This is a genomic window from Mesorhizobium sp. Pch-S (assembly GCF_004136315.1).
Taxonomy (GTDB): Bacteria; Pseudomonadota; Alphaproteobacteria; order Rhizobiales; family Rhizobiaceae; genus Mesorhizobium.
Window position 1 is genome coordinate 33,985 of sequence record NZ_CP029562.1, and the last position, 18,515, is coordinate 52,499.

At 62.3% G+C, this 18,515-nt stretch carries 13 protein-coding genes; 7 read left to right on the top strand and 6 right to left on the bottom strand.

Annotation, left to right across the window (positions count from 1 at the left end):
• Positions 1–79 precede the first annotated feature (79 nt).
• Together C1M53_RS00170 and recG are read left to right on the top strand one after the other, a co-directional pair.
• Positions 80–1,945, top strand: coding sequence for a RiPP maturation radical SAM C-methyltransferase (locus C1M53_RS00170; RefSeq protein WP_165358007.1), 1,866 nt, complete (start codon positions 80–82; stop codon positions 1,943–1,945).
• A gap of 76 nt (positions 1,946–2,021) precedes the next feature.
• The gene (gene recG / locus C1M53_RS00175; protein ID WP_129410391.1) at positions 2,022–4,130 is read left to right on the top strand and encodes an ATP-dependent DNA helicase RecG; all 2,109 of its coding nucleotides are present in this window, start codon (positions 2,022–2,024) and stop codon (positions 4,128–4,130) included.
• On the opposite strand, the gene C1M53_RS00180 is transcribed toward recG, so the two are convergent.
• From C1M53_RS00180 to C1M53_RS00195, 4 genes are all read right to left on the bottom strand, one after another.
• Positions 4,082–4,834 (bottom strand): DUF502 domain-containing protein, encoded by a 753-nt coding sequence (locus tag C1M53_RS00180; protein WP_129415953.1) that lies wholly within the window; start codon positions 4,832–4,834, stop codon positions 4,082–4,084. The two genes, recG and C1M53_RS00180, sit on opposite strands and share 49 nt — an antisense overlap.
• A gap of 153 nt (positions 4,835–4,987) precedes the next feature.
• Positions 4,988–6,811, bottom strand: coding sequence for a glutamine--fructose-6-phosphate transaminase (isomerizing) (gene glmS / locus C1M53_RS00185; RefSeq protein WP_129410392.1), 1,824 nt, complete (start codon positions 6,809–6,811; stop codon positions 4,988–4,990).
• A 256-nt stretch (positions 6,812–7,067) separates the two neighbouring features.
• On the bottom strand, positions 7,068–8,417 hold the full coding sequence (gene glmU, locus C1M53_RS00190; protein WP_129410393.1) for a bifunctional UDP-N-acetylglucosamine diphosphorylase/glucosamine-1-phosphate N-acetyltransferase GlmU: 1,350 nt from the start codon (positions 8,415–8,417) through the stop codon (positions 7,068–7,070).
• Between the two features lie 280 nt (positions 8,418–8,697).
• Positions 8,698–9,444 carry a cytochrome c biogenesis CcdA family protein gene (locus tag C1M53_RS00195; RefSeq protein WP_129410394.1) on the bottom strand — a complete coding sequence of 249 codons (747 nt, stop codon included), beginning with the start codon at positions 9,442–9,444 and terminating at the stop codon, positions 8,698–8,700.
• 504 nt (positions 9,445–9,948) lie between these two features.
• On the opposite strand from C1M53_RS00195, the gene topA reads away from it, so the two are divergent.
• From topA to C1M53_RS00220, 5 genes are all read left to right on the top strand, one after another.
• Complete coding sequence (gene topA, locus C1M53_RS00200) at positions 9,949–12,510, top strand: type I DNA topoisomerase (RefSeq protein WP_129410395.1); 2,562 nt, start codon at positions 9,949–9,951, stop codon at positions 12,508–12,510.
• Between the two features lie 4 nt (positions 12,511–12,514).
• Positions 12,515–14,815 (top strand): ribonuclease R, encoded by a 2,301-nt coding sequence (gene rnr, locus C1M53_RS00205; RefSeq protein ID WP_129410396.1) that lies wholly within the window; start codon positions 12,515–12,517, stop codon positions 14,813–14,815.
• The gene (locus C1M53_RS00210) at positions 14,815–15,249 is read left to right on the top strand and encodes a DUF983 domain-containing protein (protein WP_129415954.1); all 435 of its coding nucleotides are present in this window, start codon (positions 14,815–14,817) and stop codon (positions 15,247–15,249) included. The genes rnr and C1M53_RS00210 overlap by 1 nt, the downstream gene beginning before the upstream one ends.
• 73 nt (positions 15,250–15,322) lie before the next feature.
• Entirely contained in the window at positions 15,323–16,060 is a 738-nt protein-coding gene (locus C1M53_RS00215) for an NUDIX hydrolase (protein ID WP_129410397.1), read from the top strand.
• Positions 16,061–16,083: 23 nt separating this feature from the next.
• Positions 16,084–17,268: an MFS transporter gene (locus C1M53_RS00220; protein ID WP_129410398.1), complete on the top strand. Its 1,185-nt coding sequence runs from the start codon at positions 16,084–16,086 to the stop codon at positions 17,266–17,268.
• 6 nt (positions 17,269–17,274) lie between these two features.
• Here the strand turns inward: C1M53_RS00220 and C1M53_RS00225 are convergent, their stop codons facing one another.
• Positions 17,275–18,006, bottom strand: coding sequence for a class I SAM-dependent methyltransferase (locus C1M53_RS00225; protein ID WP_129410399.1), 732 nt, complete (start codon positions 18,004–18,006; stop codon positions 17,275–17,277).
• Between the two features lie 124 nt (positions 18,007–18,130).
• Entirely contained in the window at positions 18,131–18,358 is a 228-nt protein-coding gene (locus tag C1M53_RS00230; protein ID WP_129410400.1) for a DUF4287 domain-containing protein, read from the bottom strand.
• Positions 18,359–18,515 lie beyond the last annotated feature (157 nt).

The following is an 18,515-nucleotide window of genomic DNA, read 5'->3' on the forward strand; positions in this document are numbered from 1 at the left end:
TTCATCGTGCAGAGCCCTCCGCGCCATGCGTCCGACGCGACGCGGAGGGAGTTTCCCCGACAAAAAACAGAGGTGCACCATGTTCGACGCAGATTACAGAACAGCCGACATCCTTGTGGTCGTACCGCCTTTCGCGAGCCCGGATCGACCGGCTCTCGGTCCGCACGTGATTGCCGCGCGCGCAGCGCAGGCCGGTTACGAAGCCAGAGTGATTTACGCCAACCTCTCTTTCGCCAGCAGGATCGGCGTTCGCCGTTACCAGAAGCTCTGTGGAACACCGACCGGACTGCTGATCGGAGAGCGGATTTTCGCGCGCGCCATGTTCGGAACCAAGGCGCATGGGCGCATGGAACCCGAAGTCGAACGCGCCATTGCCGCCGCGACCGCCCCATCAAGCGTCACGCTCGACTGGCTCCAGCAAACCGCCAGGCAATGGGCCGACGATTTCTCGGCCTCACTGGCAGCGATGCCCGCAACAATTATCGGTTTCAGCACCGTCTTCGAACAAACCCTGGCTGCGCTGTCCATCGCAAAACGAACCAGGAAAGCGGCACCGGGAAAGATCTTCCTGCTCGGCGGCGCCAATGTCGACGGCATCATGTCGGAAGGCATCCAGCCATTGGCCAGCTCGATCGACCACATCTTCTCGGGCGAAAGCGATGTCTCCTTCGTCGATTTCCTGACCAATCTCCGCGATCAAAAAACGGGCAATGGCAAGATCATCCGTGGCGAACCGCTCGAGGCCCTCGATGACTCGCCAATGCCCGACTACGACGACTATTTCGCGCAACTGGCGCAGACGGTAGCGTGTGACATTCACCCCGACGGACTGCGCCCGGAAGAAATCTGGCTGCCTTATGAAACAAGCCGCGGCTGCTGGTGGGGCGCCAAGCAGCATTGCACCTTCTGTGGCCTCAACGCCAACGGCATGCAGCATCGGCAGAAATCGGCGGAAAAGGCATTCGCCGAACTCAATGACCTTGTTGCACGACACAAGTCGACGAGGATCATGATGGTCGACAACATCATGCCGCACTCCTATTTCTCGACCCTGCTTCCGGAGCTGGCCAAGGCGGAAAAGAAGGTCGGCATCTTCTACGAGCAGAAGGCCAATCTCTCCTTCCAGAAGATGAAGCTGCTGAAATCGGCTGGAGTAGAGCGCATCCAGCCTGGCATCGAGTCGCTGGCGACCTCCGTGCTGAAACTGATGCGCAAGGGCAGCACTCTGAAGATCAATCTCGACTGCCTGCGTTTCGCCAGGGCACTCGGCATCGAAGCAGCCTGGAACCTGCTGACCGATTTTCCCGGCGATGAGGACGCTGCCTATGAGGTTACGGCGCGCCTGATCCCGCTGCTGCAGCACCTGCAGCCGCCTGTCGGTGTTGGCCAGCTCAGCATCGAACGTTTCAGCCCATACTTCGACAGGAAGGACGACTACAGGATCACCAACGTCCGCCCCATTCCGGCCTACAGTCTGGCGTTCCCGACCCTCGAACGTGCCGACGACATCGCCTATCACTTCATTGGCGACTACGATTCCAGCCTTCGCCGCAGACCGGACCTGGCACGATGGCTGGGTGACGGTGTCGAAGCCTGGAAAGCCGCCTGGGCACCGGACCGCGTCATGCCCGTCCTGTGCGTGCTTGATTTGTCGCCCGGTCGTTACCTGCTGGCGGATACGCGGGCCTGCGCTCAGGTGGATGCCGAAATCCTCAACGAGGCTACCATGTCAGCCTACCTTTCCGGGGTCGGCGACCGGACAGTGCTTCAGCGCGCGCTCGACCGGGGCTACCTGCATGACGACTATGGGCTGCTGTTGCCACTGGCGACCGCGACCGAACATCTGCTCGAAAGATTCGAATCGCCCCGCAATCACGCGGCCGGGTTCGACCAGCATGGCCCAGGATCTGGAAACACTCGATCCCTGAAAACCGCCAGCGCCTGACAACCGCCGTCTGGATGGAACAGGAACCGGCCGCATATGCCTTGCGCATGCGGCCGGTTCCGCGCTTATTGCTGCGATGCGCCCTTCCCTGCTCGACCCGCTGTTTTCGCACATCACGACGCTTGCCGGTGTCGGAGCAAAGGTGGCAGCGCTCATCGAGCGGGTGCTGCCGGTGGATCTCGGCGACCGGGAGGCGCGTGTCGGCGATCTTCTGTTCGTGTTGCCGAACTCGGTCATCGACCGCCGCAATCGCCCGGGCATCGCCAATGCGACCGAGGGCGCGATCGTCACGCTGGAAGTGCGCATCGACCGGCACCAGCCGCCGCCGCGCGGCAACAGGTCCGTCCCCTACCGGGTCTATGCGCATGATGACACCAGCGAGATCACGCTGACCTTCTTCCACGCCCATGCCAGCTATCTCGAAAAGGCAATGCCCGAGGGCGAGCTGGTCGTGGTGTCCGGACGCATGGAGTGGTTCAACGGCCGGCCAAGCATGGTGCATCCCGACCATATCGCGCTGGCAAGCGATGCCGGCAACCTGCCGCTGGTAGAACCGGTCTATCCGCTCACCGCGGGGCTATCCTCGAAAGTGCTGCGTCGTGCCATCGGCCAGGCGCTGGAGCGTGTGCCCGTGCTTTCGGAATGGCAGGACGCCGGGTTCATGCGGCGTCATACCTTTCCGTCATTCGCGGCAGCGCTTGGCCGGGTGCACAATCCGGAAAGCCCGATCGATGCCCAGCCAGAAAGTGCGGCCTGGCGCAGGATCGCCTACGACGAATTCCTGGCGGGCCAGCTATCGCTTGCCCTGGTGCGCTCACGCATCCGCAAATTGTCCGGCCGGCCGTTGAACGGTGACGGCCGCATCATCGAACGGCTGCGCAATGCCCTGCCCTATTCCTTGACCGTTTCGCAGGAAGCGGCACTTGCCGAGATCCTCACCGATCTTGCAACGCCCGAACGCATGCTGCGCCTGCTGCAGGGCGATGTCGGCTCCGGCAAGACGGTGGTTGCTTTGCTGGCCATGGCGCGTGCCGTCGAAGCAGGCGGGCAGGCAGCGCTGATGGCACCGACCGAAATCCTGGCACGCCAGCATCTCGCCACCATCGCGCCGCTGGCCGAAAAAGCCGGGCTCACGACAGCCATCCTGACCGGCCGCGAAAAGGGGCGCGAACGCACGGAGACGCTGGCAAAACTCGCCGACGGTTCGATAGACATCGTCGTCGGCACTCATGCCCTGTTCCAGGAGACCGTTTCATTCAACAACCTGGTCTTTGCGGTGATCGACGAGCAGCATCGCTTCGGCGTGCATCAGCGGCTGGCCATCACCGCCAAGGGGGATGCCCCCGACATGCTGGTGATGACGGCGACGCCGATCCCTCGCACACTGGTGCTGACCGCATTCGGCGACATGGACGTTTCCAAGCTCACCGAAAAACCAGCCGGGCGACAGCCGATCCGCACCGTCACCTTGCCGCTGGAGCGGCTGGAGGAACTGGTCGGCCGCATCCGCGACGCAGTGGCGGAGGGCCAGAAGATCTACTGGATCTGCCCGCTCGTCGAAGAATCCGAAGAGATCAAGCTGATGTCGGCGGAAGATCGCTTCGCCTCGCTGAAACCGGTGTTCGGCAATCGCCTGGGGCTGGTGCATGGCCGCATGAAAGGCGCGGAGAAAGACGAGGCGATGCGCGCCTTCAAGGAAGGCGAAACCCGCGTGCTGATTGCCACCACTGTCATCGAAGTGGGCGTCGACGTGCCGGACGCCACCATCATGGTGATCGAACATGCCGAGCGCTTTGGCCTTGCCCAACTGCACCAGCTGCGCGGTCGCGTCGGTCGCGGCTCGAAACCGTCGAGCTGCGTGCTGCTTTACAAGGATCCTCTCGGTGAAACGGCAAAGCGACGGCTTTCGGTGATGCGCGAAACCGAGGACGGCTTCGTCATTGCCGAAGAGGATTTGAAGCTGCGCGGCGAAGGCGAGCTTCTCGGCACGCGCCAGTCGGGCACACCGGGTTTCCAGGTGGCACGCATCGATGTTCACGCCGACCTGCTGGAGGCGGCACGCGACGATGCAAGGCTGATCCTTTCGCGCGATCCAGAGCTTCAGGACGAACGCGGCGAGGCACTAAGGCTGCTGCTTTATTTGTTCGGGCGCGACGAGGCTGTGCGGCTTTTACGGGCGGGTTGAGGCAAGGTACCTGTGGCCGGATTGCCGATATCGATCAGTTGCCCATCCGGTCCCTTGACCTTTTTCCTCGGATCCGGCGCGACAAGGCCGGCCGAAACGATCAGGCGGGCGCCCTCCTCGATGGTCATGTCGAGCATGACGATCTCCGACTTGCGGACATACATCAGGAAGCCGGTGGTCGGGTTCGGCGTGCACGGCATGAACACGCCGATCAGAGGATCGTCGCCGACATCCAGCTTCTCGTTGATCTCGGTGTGCTTTTCGCCGGCGACGAAGACCAGCGACCAGACATCCTTGCGTGGATATTCGACCAGTCCGACCTGGCGGAACATCTCGCTCTTGTTCGAAAGCACGGTCTCGAAAATCTGCTTCAGAGAACCATAGATGCCGCGCACCAGCGGCATGCGCCCGAGCAGGCGCTCGCCGAAAGTGACGATGGCGCGGCCTACGATGTTGGCGGCCAGGAAACCGATCAGCGTGATCAGCACCAGCGCCACGATGAGCCCGAAACCAGGGACCGGAAACGGCAGGTAGGTATCGGGATTGTAACGCCATGGAATGTAGGGTTTCACCCAGGAATCGACCCAGCCGATGAACGACCACGCAATATAGGCGGTGATCGCCAGCGGTGCGCAAACGACAAATCCGGCGAGGAAATAGTTCCTCAGCCGGGTTATCGCTGATGTTCTGGGGGTATCCGACATTCCGTGCTTGGCCATGCTCTAAGATTGTGCGCTGCACCTATCTTAGAGCATCAACACGAATGGGCGACAATCTGACTTTCCATCGGAGCATGATCTTTTCCGAAAACCGGCTCCCGCTTTGCGGGCTCATGCTCTATCGCGACAGCCCGATCGTCACTCCACCGTGACGGACTTGGCCAGGTTGCGCGGCTGGTCGACGTCGGTGCCCATGAACACAGCCGTGAAGTAGGCCAGCATCTGGACCGGCAGTGCGTAGAGGATAGGCGCGATGATTTCCGGCACGTCCGGCAACACGATGGTGTCGATGGTCTTGACCGTCGACTTCTCGGCGCCCTTCTTGTCGGTGATCAGGATGATCTTGCCGCCGCGCGCCGCTACTTCCTGCATGTTCGAGACGGTCTTCTCGAAGATGCGGTCGAACGGAGCGATGACGACAACCGGCATGTTTTCGTCGATCAATGCGATCGGCCCATGCTTGAGTTCACCCGCCGCATAGCCTTCGGCGTGGATGTAAGAGAGTTCCTTGAGCTTCAGCGCGCCCTCGAGCGCCAGCGGGAAATTGGTGTCGCGGCCGAGATAAAGCACATCGCGGTGATGGGCGAGATCGCGCGAGACCTTCTCGATCTGCTCTTCCAGCTTGATGACCTGGCTGGCCAGGCGCGGCGCCTCGGCGAGCTGTTTGACCAGCCTGGCTTCGTCATCGGGCGAGATAAAGCCGCGGGCAACGCCCGCGCGTACAGCCAGCGCCGCCATCACCGAAAGCTGACAAGTGAAAGCCTTGGTAGAGGCAACACCGATCTCCGGCCCAGCCAGGATCGGCAGCACGACATCGGCTTCGCGCGCCATGGTCGATTCGCGCACGTTGACGACGACACCGATCGGCACGCCTTCCTTGCGGCAGTAGCGCAGCGAAGCCAGCGTGTCGGCGGTCTCGCCAGACTGGGAAATGAAGAGCGCAGCACTGTTCTTCGACAGCGGCATTTCGCGGTAGCGGAACTCCGAGGCGATATCGATATCCACCGGAAGCCGTGCCAGACGTTCGAACCAATACTTGCCGACGAGGCCGGCGAGATAGGCGGTGCCGCAGGCGGAGATGGCAAGGCGATCGATCTTGGCGAAATCCCATGGCAGGTCCAGCGCCTTGGCCTTGCCGTTGGTGAAATCGATGTAGTTGCCGAGCGTGTGGGAAATGACTTCCGGCTGCTCGTGGATTTCCTTGTGCATGAAGTGGCGGTGGTTGCCCTTGTCGACCAGGAACGAGGTGCCGATCGACTGCTGGCGCTTGCGCTCGACCTTGTTGCCATCCATGTCGAAGATGGTGATCTCGTTGCGGCGTACCACCGCCCAGTCGCCGTCTTCGAGATAGGTGATGGAATTGGTGAACGGCGCCAGCGCGATGGCGTCCGAACCGAGATACATCTCGCCCTCGCCATGGCCGACAGCCAGCGGCGGGCCGTTGCGCGCGCCGACGATCAGGTCTTCGTCACCCTTGAACATGATGGCGAGTGCGAAGGCACCTTCGAGGCGCTTCAAAGCGTTGTGAGCGGCCTCCACCGGCTTGGCGCCGCGCGCCATTTCGCGCGAAACCAGATGAGCGACGACCTCGGTGTCGGTCTGCGAGGAGAATTCATAGCCATCCGCCGAAAGCTCGGTGCGCAGCTCGGCAAAATTCTCGATGATGCCGTTGTGGACGATCGCCACGCCATTGGAGAAATGCGGATGTGCGTTGGTTTCGTTGGGAACGCCGTGCGTCGCCCAGCGCGTATGACCGATGCCGATGGTGCCATCGAGCGGCTCGGCCTGCAGCCGGCGCTCAAGATTGACCAGCTTGCCCTCGGCGCGGCGCCGGGACAGCTCACCATGTTCGATCGTGGCGACGCCAGCTGAATCATAACCGCGGTATTCGAGCCGTTTCAGCGCGTCGACGATCAGAGGTGCAACCGGCGAATGGCCGACAATTCCTACAATTCCGCACATAAAAAGTTGCCCCGATTCCTCTTGGCGATCACCCGGCCGCTGTTTAAGCGACCGCTGCCGCCCACGACAATCACATTGCGTTTCGTCCAGTCTTTTGACTTAGAGCGTTCCGCTTTTTCCGGAAACGCGGAAACACTCTAACTTTTTTGGGCAATTCCGAACGGAAAACCGCTACGCACTTTTCCTGGAATTGCCCTGGACCTGTTCCGATGCCTCGTATGACAGGCTTCTGGCGAAGTCCAGCCGCAACAACTTCCTATTTCTTGACAGCAGAAGCCCGCCGCTCGCGCAGTTCCTTGCCTTTTCCAGGCAAGGTTTTCTGGCGCGCACGACCAAATGCCAAAGCATCCTCTGGCACATCTTCCGTAATCACACTTCCAGAAGCGATGTATGCGCCATCGCCAAGCTTGATCGGCGCAACCAGCGACGAGTTGGAACCGACAAAAGCTCCGGCACCGATATCGGTGAAGAACTTGGAATAGCCGTCATAATTGCAGGTGATGGTACCAGCGCCGATGTTGGCGCCGGCGCCGACCCGCGCATCGCCGATATAGGTCAGATGGTTGACCTTCGCGCCGGCCTCGATCCTGGCGTTCTTGACCTCGACGAAATTGCCGACCTTGGCCTTGGCCGCGAGATCGGAGCCAGGGCGCAGACGTGCATAGGGGCCGATGTCGGCATTGGCCGCGACGGTAGCGCCTTCCAGGTGACTGAACGCGTGGATCTTCACGCCGCCGGCGATCGTCACGCCCGGGCCAAAGAACACATTGGGCTCGACCACCGTATCCTGACCGATCTCGGTGTCATGTGAGAAATAGACCGTCTCCGGCGCGATCAGCGTCACACCGGCAAGCATTGCCTCCTTGCGCCGGCGCTTCTGCCAGATGGCCTCGGCTTCGGCGAGCTCGGCGCGATTGTTGATGCCGAGCGCGTTCTCGTAACCTGCCTCGGTGGCGACGACATCCAGTCCCTTGCCGTTGGCAATCTCGACGATGTCCGTCAGATAATATTCGCCCTTGGCGTTGGCGTTGCCGACGCCGTCCAGCAGGGCGAGCGCGTGCCTGCCGGAGACCGCCATCATGCCGGCATTGCAGAAGCCGATCTTGCGTTCCTCGTCGGTACAATCCTTTTCTTCGCGGATTGCGGTGAGTTTGCCGCCCTTCTCGATCAACCGGCCGTAGCCTGCCGGACTCGGCGGACGGAAGCCGATAACCACGACGGCAGCTCCTTCGGCGAGTTGCGCCCGCGCCGCGCCGAGAGCGGCCGCATCAATCAGCGGTGTATCGCCGAACATGACGAGGACATCGTCATAACCCTTGGCGAGGGCTTCCCGCGCAGCCAGCACCGCGTGCGCGGTCCCCAGGCGCTGCTCCTGAACGAAGGTGCCGGCCTCTGGCGCGAATTTTTCCGCCGCCTTGCGCATCTCTTCGGCGCCATGGCCGATGACCAGGGCGATATCCGTGGCACCCGCTGTTTCCGCTGCCTTCACCACATGCGCCACCAACGGCAGGCCGGCTATCTGATGCAGCACCTTCGGCAATGCACTTTTCATGCGCGTGCCTTCACCGGCAGCGAGGATGATGGAAAGGCAGGTTCTGGATGTCATGAGCAGCTACCGATGCGGGAAAGACGGATGGTTTCTAGAGCATTTCCGGCGAAAACAGAATCGCCTTCAATGCTCTATGTTCTTGTTTCGACGCAATTCTGGACGCAAAACCGCTGCGCACTTTTGCTGGAATTGCTCTAGCATCGGCGCATTATGGTACCAATACGGTTAAATTTCGGGCTGTAGCAATTCCAGGAAAAGTGGGCAGCGGTTCCTGGAATTGCGTAAAAACAAAAATTAGAGCGTCTCCGCGTTTCCGTGAAAAACGGAAACGCTCTAGCTATCCGAGACGCCCAAGTGCCGGAAAGTTTTCGAGCAGCCAGTAGGCCATCACCTGAACGCCACCGGTCAGGAAAAAGACGCCGGCAACAACCAGCAGCGCACCGATCACCTTCTCGACCCGACCGAGATGAACACGGAACCTGCCCAGGAAGCGCATGAAGGCGCCAGAGAACAGCGCGGCAATCAGAAATGGAATGCCAAGACCAAGGGAATAGGCGGCAAGCAGCAGCGCGCCTTCGCTCACGGTCTCGCGACCGCCCGCCAGCGTCAGGATCGGCCCGAGCACAGGACCGATGCAGGGTGTCCAGCCAAAGGCAAACGCCAGGCCCATGACATAGGCCGCAACCGCGCTGGCCGGCTTGCCCTGCGACTGGAAGCGCGCCTCCCGCGACAGGAGCGGAATGCGCAGGATGCCCAGGAAATTCAGACCCATCAGAATGATGAGAGCGCCGGCGATCATCGCCAGCGGTTCCTGGTAGACGCGCAGCAGCCGTCCGATCGTTGAAGCGCCCGCGCCCAATGCGATAAAGACGGTGGAAAAGCCAAGAACGAAGGCAATGGAGGCAGCGATCAGCGCGCCGCGGGCTCCAGCCTTGGCGGCGACACCGGCATTGCCGCGAAAATCTTCGACGGAAACGCCTGCCATGTAACACAGGTAAGGCGGCACGAGCGGAAGCACGCATGGCGACAGGAAGGAGATGGCCCCTGCCCCGATTGCGCTGACATAGCCGACATCCAATGCCATAGGTGATGCTCCGTCCGTTGCGCAGCAGGATATAGCCTCGTCGCGGCGCGGTCTCCAATCACCATTCTGTGGCAAGTCAGCGCAGAACGTCCTTGTCAGCAATGACGACATCGTGAGGACGCGAATTTCAAAAGAGCCGGATCGTGGGCGCCTTCGGGCATGTTCAGGCCTCCCTGGCACCCGTGGGGTAACCCGTTGGTCAGAACACGTACACGGCTGGCCAACAGTCCTGTTGCAATCGCCTTTCGAGGGACCCGGGACCGCTTCGAGGCGGGTTTGGGTGAGTGGAGAGACCGTCAAAGCCAGTCTTCGACAACACCGCGCCACAAGCAACTCCAGCAGCATAATATGACCCGCCAATGCGTGATTTACGCCCGGCTCAAGGCAGGCAATTTGAGGCGACCTCTTGACCGAACTGAAAAGCACGGCCATGTGACGGGCGGATTTTTCAGCTTCCGGCGCTTCCATTTTCTGGTTTGACGCCGCACGGGAACGCAGCCGCTCATGGACATCGTCGTCGTCGAGTCGCCGAACAAGGTTAAAAGCATCAACAAATATCTCGGCCGGAACTATAAGGTTCTGGCCTCCTTCGGCCATGTCCGTGACCTGCCCGCCAAGGATGGTTCGGTGAAACCCGACGAGGATTTCGCCATGTCCTGGGCCGTCGACACGGCTTCAGCGAAGCGATTGACCGATATCGCCAAGGCCGTGAAGGAAGCTGACGGCCTGATCCTTGCAACCGACCCGGATCGCGAAGGCGAAGCCATTGCCTGGCACGTTCTGGAAGTCCTGAAGCAGAAGAAGGTGCTGAAGGACAAGCCGGTCAGGCGCGTCGCGTTCAACTCCATCACCAAGCAGGCGGTGCTCGATGCCATCGCCAGCCCGCGCGAGATCGATCCACCGCTGGTGGACGCCTATCTGGCGCGCCGCGCCCTGGATTATCTGGTCGGCTTCACGCTTTCACCGGTGTTGTGGCGCAAACTGCCAGGCGCCCGTTCTGCCGGCCGCGTGCAGTCGGTGGCGCTGCGTTTCGTCTGCGATCGCGAGGCCGAGATCGAGCGCTTCGTGCGCGAGGAATACTGGCAGATCGCCGCCGTTCTGGGCACCCCGCGCAACGAGAGCTTCGAAGCCAGGCTGACCGCCTATGAAGGCAAGAAGCTGCAGAAGCTCGACATTTCCTCGCAGGTCATGGCCGACGACATCAAGGCGATGCTGGAGGGCGCGTCCTTCCGCGCGCTGTCTGTCGAAGCCAAGCCGACCAAACGCAATCCCGCACCGCCCTTCACCACCTCGACGCTGCAGCAGGCCGCCTCGTCGCGCCTCGGTTTCTCGGCCCAGCGCACCATGCAGGTTGCCCAGCGCCTCTATGAAGGCATGGACATCGGCGGCGAGACGGCCGGCCTGATCACCTACATGCGTACCGACGGCGTTCAGATGGCACCCGAGGCGATTTCGGGAGCCCGCGACACCATCGCCAAGGAATTCGGCGCCAGATATCTGCCGGAAAAGCCGCGCCACTACACGACCAAGGCCAAGAACGCGCAGGAAGCTCACGAAGCGATCCGGCCGACCGATTTCAACCGCACGCCGGCCGAGATGCGCAAATATCTCGATTCTGACCAGGCGCGGCTCTACGAGATCATCTGGCAGCGGGCGATCGCCAGCCAGATGCAGCCGGCCGAAATCGAACGCACCACGGTCGAGATCGAAGCACGCAATGGCGCGAAAGTCGCCGGCCTGCGCGCGGTGGGTTCCGTCACCCGCTTCGACGGCTTTATCGCAGCCTATACCGACCAGAAGGACGAGGATTCGGAAGACGAGGAAAACCGCCGTCTGCCCGAAATCCGCGCCGAGGAGACGCTGAAGCGCGAGCAGGTCAACGCCACCCAGCACACGACCGAGCCGCCGCCCCGCTACTCCGAAGCCTCGTTCATCAAGAAGATGGAAGAGCTCGGCATCGGCCGTCCCTCGACCTATGTCGCGACATTGAAGACGCTGGAAGACCGCGACTACATCAAGATCGAGAACCGCAAGCTGATGCCCCAGTCCAAGGGCCGGCTGGTTACCGCCTTCATGGAAGGCTTCTTCGAGCACTATGTCGAATATGACTTCACCGCCTCTCTCGAAGAGAAGCTCGACGAGATTTCCGACGGCAAGCTCGCCTGGAAGGACGTCTTGCGCGATTTCTGGAAGGATTTCTCCGGCGCTGTCGACGGCATCAAGGAACTGCGTGTCACCGACGTGCTCGACGCGCTCAACGAAGAGCTGGCGCCGCTGGTCTTCCCCGAGCGCGAGGATGGCTCCAATCCGCGCATCTGCCCGAAGTGCGGCAACGGCAACCTGTCGCTGAAACTCGGCAAGTTCGGCGCCTTCGTCGGTTGCTCGAACTACCCCGAATGCGGCTATACGCGCCAGCTCGACGGCCAGAACGGCAATGGCGAGAACGGCGCGGTCGAAGACGGCACCAAGCTGCTCGGCAAGGATCCGTACACCGCCGAGGAGATCACGCTGCGCTCCGGGCGTTTCGGTCCCTATGTGCAGCGCGGCGAAGGCAAGGATGCCAAGCGTTCCAGCCTGCCCAAGGGCTGGACTGCCGCCACGATCGATCATGAGAAGGCGCTGGCGCTGCTGTCGCTGCCGCGCGACGTCGGCCAGCATCCCGAGACCGGAAAGATGATTTCGGCCGGCCTTGGCCGCTACGGCCCGTTCATCCTGCACGACGGCACCTATGCCAATGTCGAAAGCATCGAGGATGTGTTCTCCATCGGCCTCAACCGCGCCGTATCGGTGCTGGCGGAGAAGCAGTCGAAGGGACCAGGCGGACGCAATGGCGGCACGCCGGCAGCACTGAAGGATCTCGGCGACCACCCTGCCGGCGGTGGCAAGATCACGGTGCGTGACGGCCGCTACGGCGCCTATGTGAATTTCGGCAAGATCAACGCGACCCTGCCCAAGGGCAAGGATCCGCAGACGGTGACGGTGGACGAAGCCGTCGCGCTGATCGCCGAGAAGGAAGCCAAGGGCGGAGGCGGCAAGAAGCCGTTCCGCGGCAAGAAGAAGGGATAGGGCATTGGCGCGCAGGATCTCCGGACGAAGCCATGGCGATCCCCGCGCTGCCGATACCCGCCGGGGCACACGCGACCAGTATCGCCCCTCGCGCGATGAAATCCTGCGCTACATCGCGGAAAACCCCGATCGTTCCGGCAAGCGCGAGATCGCCAAGGCCTTTGCCCTGCGCGGCGACGATCGGGCCTGGCTGAAAGACCTGCTGCGCGACCTGCAGGACGAAGGACTGCTCGAAAAGACGCGCAAGCGACACATTCGCCCCGGTGCGCTGCCCCATGTCGCAGTGCTCGACGTGATTGGGCGTGACAGCGAAGGCGGCCTCCTCAGCCAGCCCGCCGAGCATCAGGGCAATGGCGAGCCGCCGCTGGTTTCGATCCGGGTCTCGCGCACCGGCCCCGTGGCTGGCATCGGCGACCGGGTGCTTGCCAAGACCTTCCCGACCGACGATCCCGCTGGCCCCGCCTACACGGCGCGCATCATGAAGGTGTTCGAGAAACGCAAGGACGCCGTGCTCGGTGTCTTCCGTGTCTTGAAGGACGGTACATTCCGTATCGAACCGGTGGAACGCCGGCAGCCCGAGCTCATCGTCGACCAGGAGTTCCAGAACGGTGCCCGCAATGGCGACCTGGTCGAAGTCGAACCGTCGCGCCCCGGCCGCTATGGCCTGCCGCGGGCGAAAGTGCTGGCGGTCCTCGGTTCGCTGACCAGTGAAAAAGCGGTCTCGATGATCGCCATCCACGCACACGACATCCCACACATCTTCTCGCCCGATGTGCTGGCTGAAGCCGAAGCCTTGAAGCCGGTGACGTTGCAGGGGCGCGAAGACTGGCGCGACCTGCCGCTGGTCACCATCGATCCGGCGGACGCCAAGGACCACGACGACGCGGTCTATGCGGTACCGGACACGGACGAGAACAATCCCGGTGGCGTGGTGGTGACGGTAGCCATCGCCGATGTCGCTGCCTATGTGCGGCCGAATTCGGCACTCGATCGCGAGGCCCTGAAGCGTGGCAATTCCGTCTATTTCCCGGATCGCGTCGTGCCGATGTTGCCCGAACGCATTTCGAACAATCTCTGCTCGCTGCGCGAGGGCGAGGACCGCCCGGCCATAGCGACGCGCATGACCTTTTCGGCAGAAGGGCGCAAGATCCGCCACAGCTTCCACCGCGTGATGATGAAGTCGGCCGCCAAGCTTGCCTATCCTCAGGCACAGGCTGCCATCGACGGAGTGCCGGACGACAAGACTGGCCCGCTCCTCGACAGCGTGCTGAAACCGCTGTGGGACGCCTACGCCGTGCTGAAGCGCGGTCGCGATGCCCGCCAGCCGCTGGAACTCGACCTGCCGGAACGCAAGATCCTGCTCAAGGAGGACGGCACTGTCGACCGTGTCATCGTTCCGGAACGGCTGGACGCGCACAAGCTGATTGAAGAGTTCATGATCCAGGCCAACGTCGCCGCCGCAGAGACGCTGGAAGCCAAGAAGCAACCGCTGATCTATCGAATCCACGACGGCCCGACGCTGGCCAAGCAGGAATCGCTGCGCGAATTCCTGCAGACGCTTGGCCTGTCTCTGGCGCGTGGCGCGCAGATGCGCCCGAGCCAGTTCAACTCGATCCTCGAACGCGTACGCGGCGCCGACAACGAGGCACTCGTCAACGAGGTGGTGCTGCGCTCGCAGAGCCAGGCCGAATACAACCCCGACAACATCGGCCATTTCGGGCTGAACCTGCGCCGCTACGCGCATTTCACCTCGCCGATCCGTCGTTATGCCGATCTGATCGTGCACCGTGGACTGATCGCGGCGCTTGGCCTGGGGCCGGACGGCCTGACCCATGGCGAAGAGGAAAGACTGGCTGAAACCGGTGCACTGATCTCGGCCGCGGAACGCCGCGCCATGGCCGCGGAACGCGAAACCGTCGACCGCCTCATCGCGGCCTACCTGGCCGAGCGCGTCGATGAACGCTTCGACGCGCGCATCTCCGGTGTCGCCAAGGCAGGACTTTTTGTCCAGTTGCCACAATTTGGCGCAGATGGTTTTATCCCGGTGTCATCGCTGGGTGACGATTATTATATATTCGATGAAACGGCGCGTTCGCTTTTCGGGGAACGCAGCGGCAAGGGATATCAGCTTGCGGACCGCGTCGAGGTCCGACTTGTCGAAGTGGCGCCGCTGGCCGGCGCGATGCGCTTCGAAATGCTGAGCGCACCGAAACCACTGCCTGGCTCGAAACGGTCGTTTCACAAGGCAAAGGGCCGCGCCCGAGCCTCGCAATCGCGTTCTGGACCGCGCGGCAGGAGACGATGATGCAACAGCAGGTTTTCGGCGGCGAACAGCATTCCGGCAGGGCAACGCGTCCACTGTGGACGGCGATGAAGCGCGGCTTCCTGTGCCGCTGCCCGAATTGCGGCGAAGGCAAGCTGTTTCGCGCCTTCACCAAGACCTTCGATCACTGCGAAGCCTGCGGCGAAGAGTTTCATCACCATCGCGCCGACGACCTGCCGGCCTATCTGGTGATCGTGATCGTCGGCCACGTCATCCTCGGCGGTTTCATGGGCGTCGAGGCGACCTCGACGCTGACCATGTGGCAACACCTCGCGATCTGGGCGCCTATCACCATCATCATGTCGCTGGCGCTTTTGCAGCCTGTCAAGGGCGCAGTGATCGGCTTGCAGTGGGCGTATTACATGCACGGTTTTGGCGGCGAGGTCGATCACATCGAAGGTCATCCCGAGACCTGACCTCGCGGCTGGTGCAATGCACCGGCCCAGACCACCCCTTTAATTTGACATGAGTTTCCGCTAGGTCGGTCACATGCAAGGGATGACCAAGGCGGAAGTCGACAAGGCCGAGCGCAACGAATCCGCGCTCGGAGACGGGCCGAAACGTCCGCGCGACGCGGCGACGCTCATTCTGCTCGACCGCAAGGGCGACGACTTCCGCGTGCTGATGGGCCGGCGCCACGCGGCACACGCCTTCATGCCCGGCAAATTCGTCTTCCCCGGTGGCCGCACCGACCCTGCCGACAGCCGCGTTCCGGTTGCGACCGGCCTGCATCCCGAAGACGAAAGCAAACTGATAGCCCGCGCAGGACGCACCGGATCAACCCGCGCCCGCGCCATTGCCCTGTCCGCAATCCGCGAAACCTACGAAGAGGCTGGCCTGCTGATCGGCCGGAAGGGCCCCCTCACCACAGGCAAGCGCGACTGGCAGGGTTTCGTCGAACATGGCGTGCAGCCTTCTCTGGAAGCCGTGCGCTTCATTGCCCGCGCGATCACCCCACCCGGGCGCGTGCGTCGCTTCGATACCCGTTTTCTCGCTGCCTGGCGCGACGATGTCGCGGTCGCCTTGCCCAACGGGCCGACCAACGAGCTCGAAGAACTGGTCTGGCTGCCACTGGCCGAGGCCAGGAAAGCCGATATTCCGACGATTACGCGAACGATCCTCGATGAGCTGGAGAAGCGGCTCAGCGACGATCCGCTGCTGCGGCCCGGCGGAGCGGTGCCTTTCTACCGGATGCTCCACAACCGCTTCGTGCGTGACGTTCTCTAAGACAAATCCATAATCAGGCTGGCATGACGGACGAAACCATGGCGCAAGACGAGGAGCGCGTACATTGGCTGCCGATGATAGCAGCCATTTCCTCGATCAGCGTCGTTGGCATTGCCATCGGCCTTGGCATGCCGCTGCTCAGCGTCATCCTGGAATCGCGCGGCCATTCGGCCTCCATGATCGGGCTCAACACGGCGGTCGCCGGCCTCGCCTCGATCGCCGGGGCACCATTGGCAACACCGATCGCCACACGTCTCGGCGTGGCCTGGGCCATGCTGATCATGATCGCGGCAGGCGCACTCGCCTTTGTCGGCTTCCATTTCGCACCAGCGTTCTGGATGTGGTTTCCGCTTCGCATCGTGCTTCACATCGCATTGACGGTGCTCTTCATCCTTTCCGAATTCTGGATCAGCACCTCCGCGCCGCCACAGCGACGCGGCCTGGTACTCGGCATCTACGCCACAGTGCTGTCGCTGGGCTTCGCAGCCGGACCATGGCTGTTCTCGCAGATCGGCAGCTCCGGTTTCCTGCCCTTCGGCGTCATCATCGTGCTCGTCACGGTTGCGGCGATCCCCGTGCTTGCAGCGCGCAAGGAAAGCCCACCGATCCGGCCGGAGGGCGAGGAAACCAGCGGCTTCCTTCGCTACATCTGGCTGGTTCCCACCGCCACGGCCGCTGTCCTGGTGTTCGGCGCGGTCGAGACCGGCGGCTTCGCGCTTTTCCCGGTCTACGGCAACCGGATCGGCTATTCGGAAGCGGATGCGGCGCTGCTGCTCACCATGATCGGGCTCGGCAATGTCCTGCTGCAGATCCCGATCGGCATGGTCAGTGATCGGGTCGGTGACCGTCGCTACCTGCTTCTTGCCTGCGCCGCTGTCGGGCTCATCGGAACGCTGGTCATGCCGCACCTTGCCTCGAACTGGCGCCTTATGGCCGGACTTCTGTTCGTATGGGGCGGCGTCGTAGCGGCGCTCTACACCGTTGGCCTTGCCCATCTCGGCTCGCAGCTGTCCGGCCACGAACTTGCCTCGGCAAATGCTGCCTTCGTGCTCTGCTATGGTGTCGGCATGGTGCTTGGACCGCAGGCCATCGGCCTCGGCATGGACGCCTTCGGGCCGTCCGGCTTCGGCGGAGCGCTGTCCTTGTTCTTCGGAGCCTACATCCTGCTGGCCGTGGGCCGCCTTGTCCTGAAAGCAGGGAGGGGCTGACGGCTATCAGGCCGCAAGCGGCCGGGCTTTCAGCCACAGGAACAACGGAATCCGATCCCAGTTGCGCATGGCAGCCCATTGCGATCCGGTATCAGGCGTAGGCTCCAGAATCGAAGTAACTGCCAATCCGGCTGTCTCCAGCGCGGCCATGTAGTGCTGCAGCGGCTGTGACCAGCCGGCGAAACGCATGCGCAAGCCGCCGCGTTCCTCCGTGCCTTCAAAATGCTCGCGGCCGAAATAGCTGCCGTCGACCACGAAAGGGGCATGTGGACGCTCGCGGTCGAAACGGCCGCGATCGGCAAAGGGATGCACGATCGAGACAAACAGCGTGCCGGATGGGCGTAGCACGCGCCGCATTTCCTTTACTGCGGCGGGCACATCGTCGATATCCATCAAGACGTTGTAGGCCATGACGAAGTCGAAGCTGGCCGCTTCGAACGGCAGGCTGGTGGCCGGCGCGACCTCGTAGCGGTCAGCCGAATCGACCTCCCTGGCGGCAGCGACAAAAGCTGCAACCGTGTCCGTCGCGGTCACGCGATAACCGTGTTCCTTCAGCAAGCGCGAAACCCTGCCTTCGCCGCAGCCTACCTCCAGTGCGTCACCGGCGCCCTTGCCGATGAACTCGTGCAAGGCCGGCCGATACGCCCAGAAGGCGTCGTGGTTGGGTGCGCGGGCCCATTCGATCCATTCGGACGCGACATCGGACCAATGATCGTGATCCTTCCTCGGATCGGTCATGGCGGGCTCCCTGGTTTGCGACGAAACGGCCCTGATGGCTCATTCATCGGGTCCGTACAACGTCCAAATCCGGCCCGCTTTTACTCCAGTGGCCAGTCCCGCAGACCTCGAAGAGGCACCGCCCTCAGTCGCCGGGTTTCTTCTTGCCGGTCAACAGGGCATAGACTGCCATGGAGTGACCGTGACCGAGATCATAATCCGTCTTCAGCCATTCGATGATCTGGCCAGCCTTGATGCCAGGCTTCAGCTTTCCACCCTCCGAATAGCCCTTTGCGTCGGCGAGGCGCATCAGGTCGTCCGGCCCCTGGCCCGTCTTGTTCTTGATCGTATCGAGATAGGCCTGGAAAGACATGAACTTCTCCGGTTATTGAGACGCCGGAATATGAGATGCACCATCGCCACCCGCAATGGCCCTGATTTGCGCCGTCCCCAGCCAGCATCTGCGTGATTTGCCGTAGCACGGCCGGTCAGGGTTGTGTTCCAGCCAAATTGCTGTATAGACGCGCCCA

Coding starts and splice junctions, on each gene's coding strand:
- C1M53_RS00230 (WP_129410400.1), bottom strand. CDS start 18,358: ATGTCTTTCCAGGCCTATCTCGATACGATCAAGAACAAGACGGGCCAG.
- C1M53_RS00170 (WP_165358007.1), top strand. CDS start 80: ATGTTCGACGCAGATTACAGAACAGCCGACATCCTTGTGGTCGTACCG.
- C1M53_RS00215 (WP_129410397.1), top strand. CDS start 15,323: ATGCAAGGGATGACCAAGGCGGAAGTCGACAAGGCCGAGCGCAACGAA.
- glmU (WP_129410393.1), bottom strand. CDS start 8,417: ATGACATCCAGAACCTGCCTTTCCATCATCCTCGCTGCCGGTGAAGGC.
- C1M53_RS00195 (WP_129410394.1), bottom strand. CDS start 9,444: ATGGCATTGGATGTCGGCTATGTCAGCGCAATCGGGGCAGGGGCCATC.
- topA (WP_129410395.1), top strand. CDS start 9,949: ATGGACATCGTCGTCGTCGAGTCGCCGAACAAGGTTAAAAGCATCAAC.
- glmS (WP_129410392.1), bottom strand. CDS start 6,811: ATGTGCGGAATTGTAGGAATTGTCGGCCATTCGCCGGTTGCACCTCTG.
- C1M53_RS00210 (WP_129415954.1), top strand. CDS start 14,815: ATGCAACAGCAGGTTTTCGGCGGCGAACAGCATTCCGGCAGGGCAACG.
- C1M53_RS00180 (WP_129415953.1), bottom strand. CDS start 4,834: ATGTCGGATACCCCCAGAACATCAGCGATAACCCGGCTGAGGAACTAT.
- C1M53_RS00220 (WP_129410398.1), top strand. CDS start 16,084: ATGACGGACGAAACCATGGCGCAAGACGAGGAGCGCGTACATTGGCTG.
- C1M53_RS00225 (WP_129410399.1), bottom strand. CDS start 18,006: ATGACCGATCCGAGGAAGGATCACGATCATTGGTCCGATGTCGCGTCC.
- recG (WP_129410391.1), top strand. CDS start 2,022: ATGCGCCCTTCCCTGCTCGACCCGCTGTTTTCGCACATCACGACGCTT.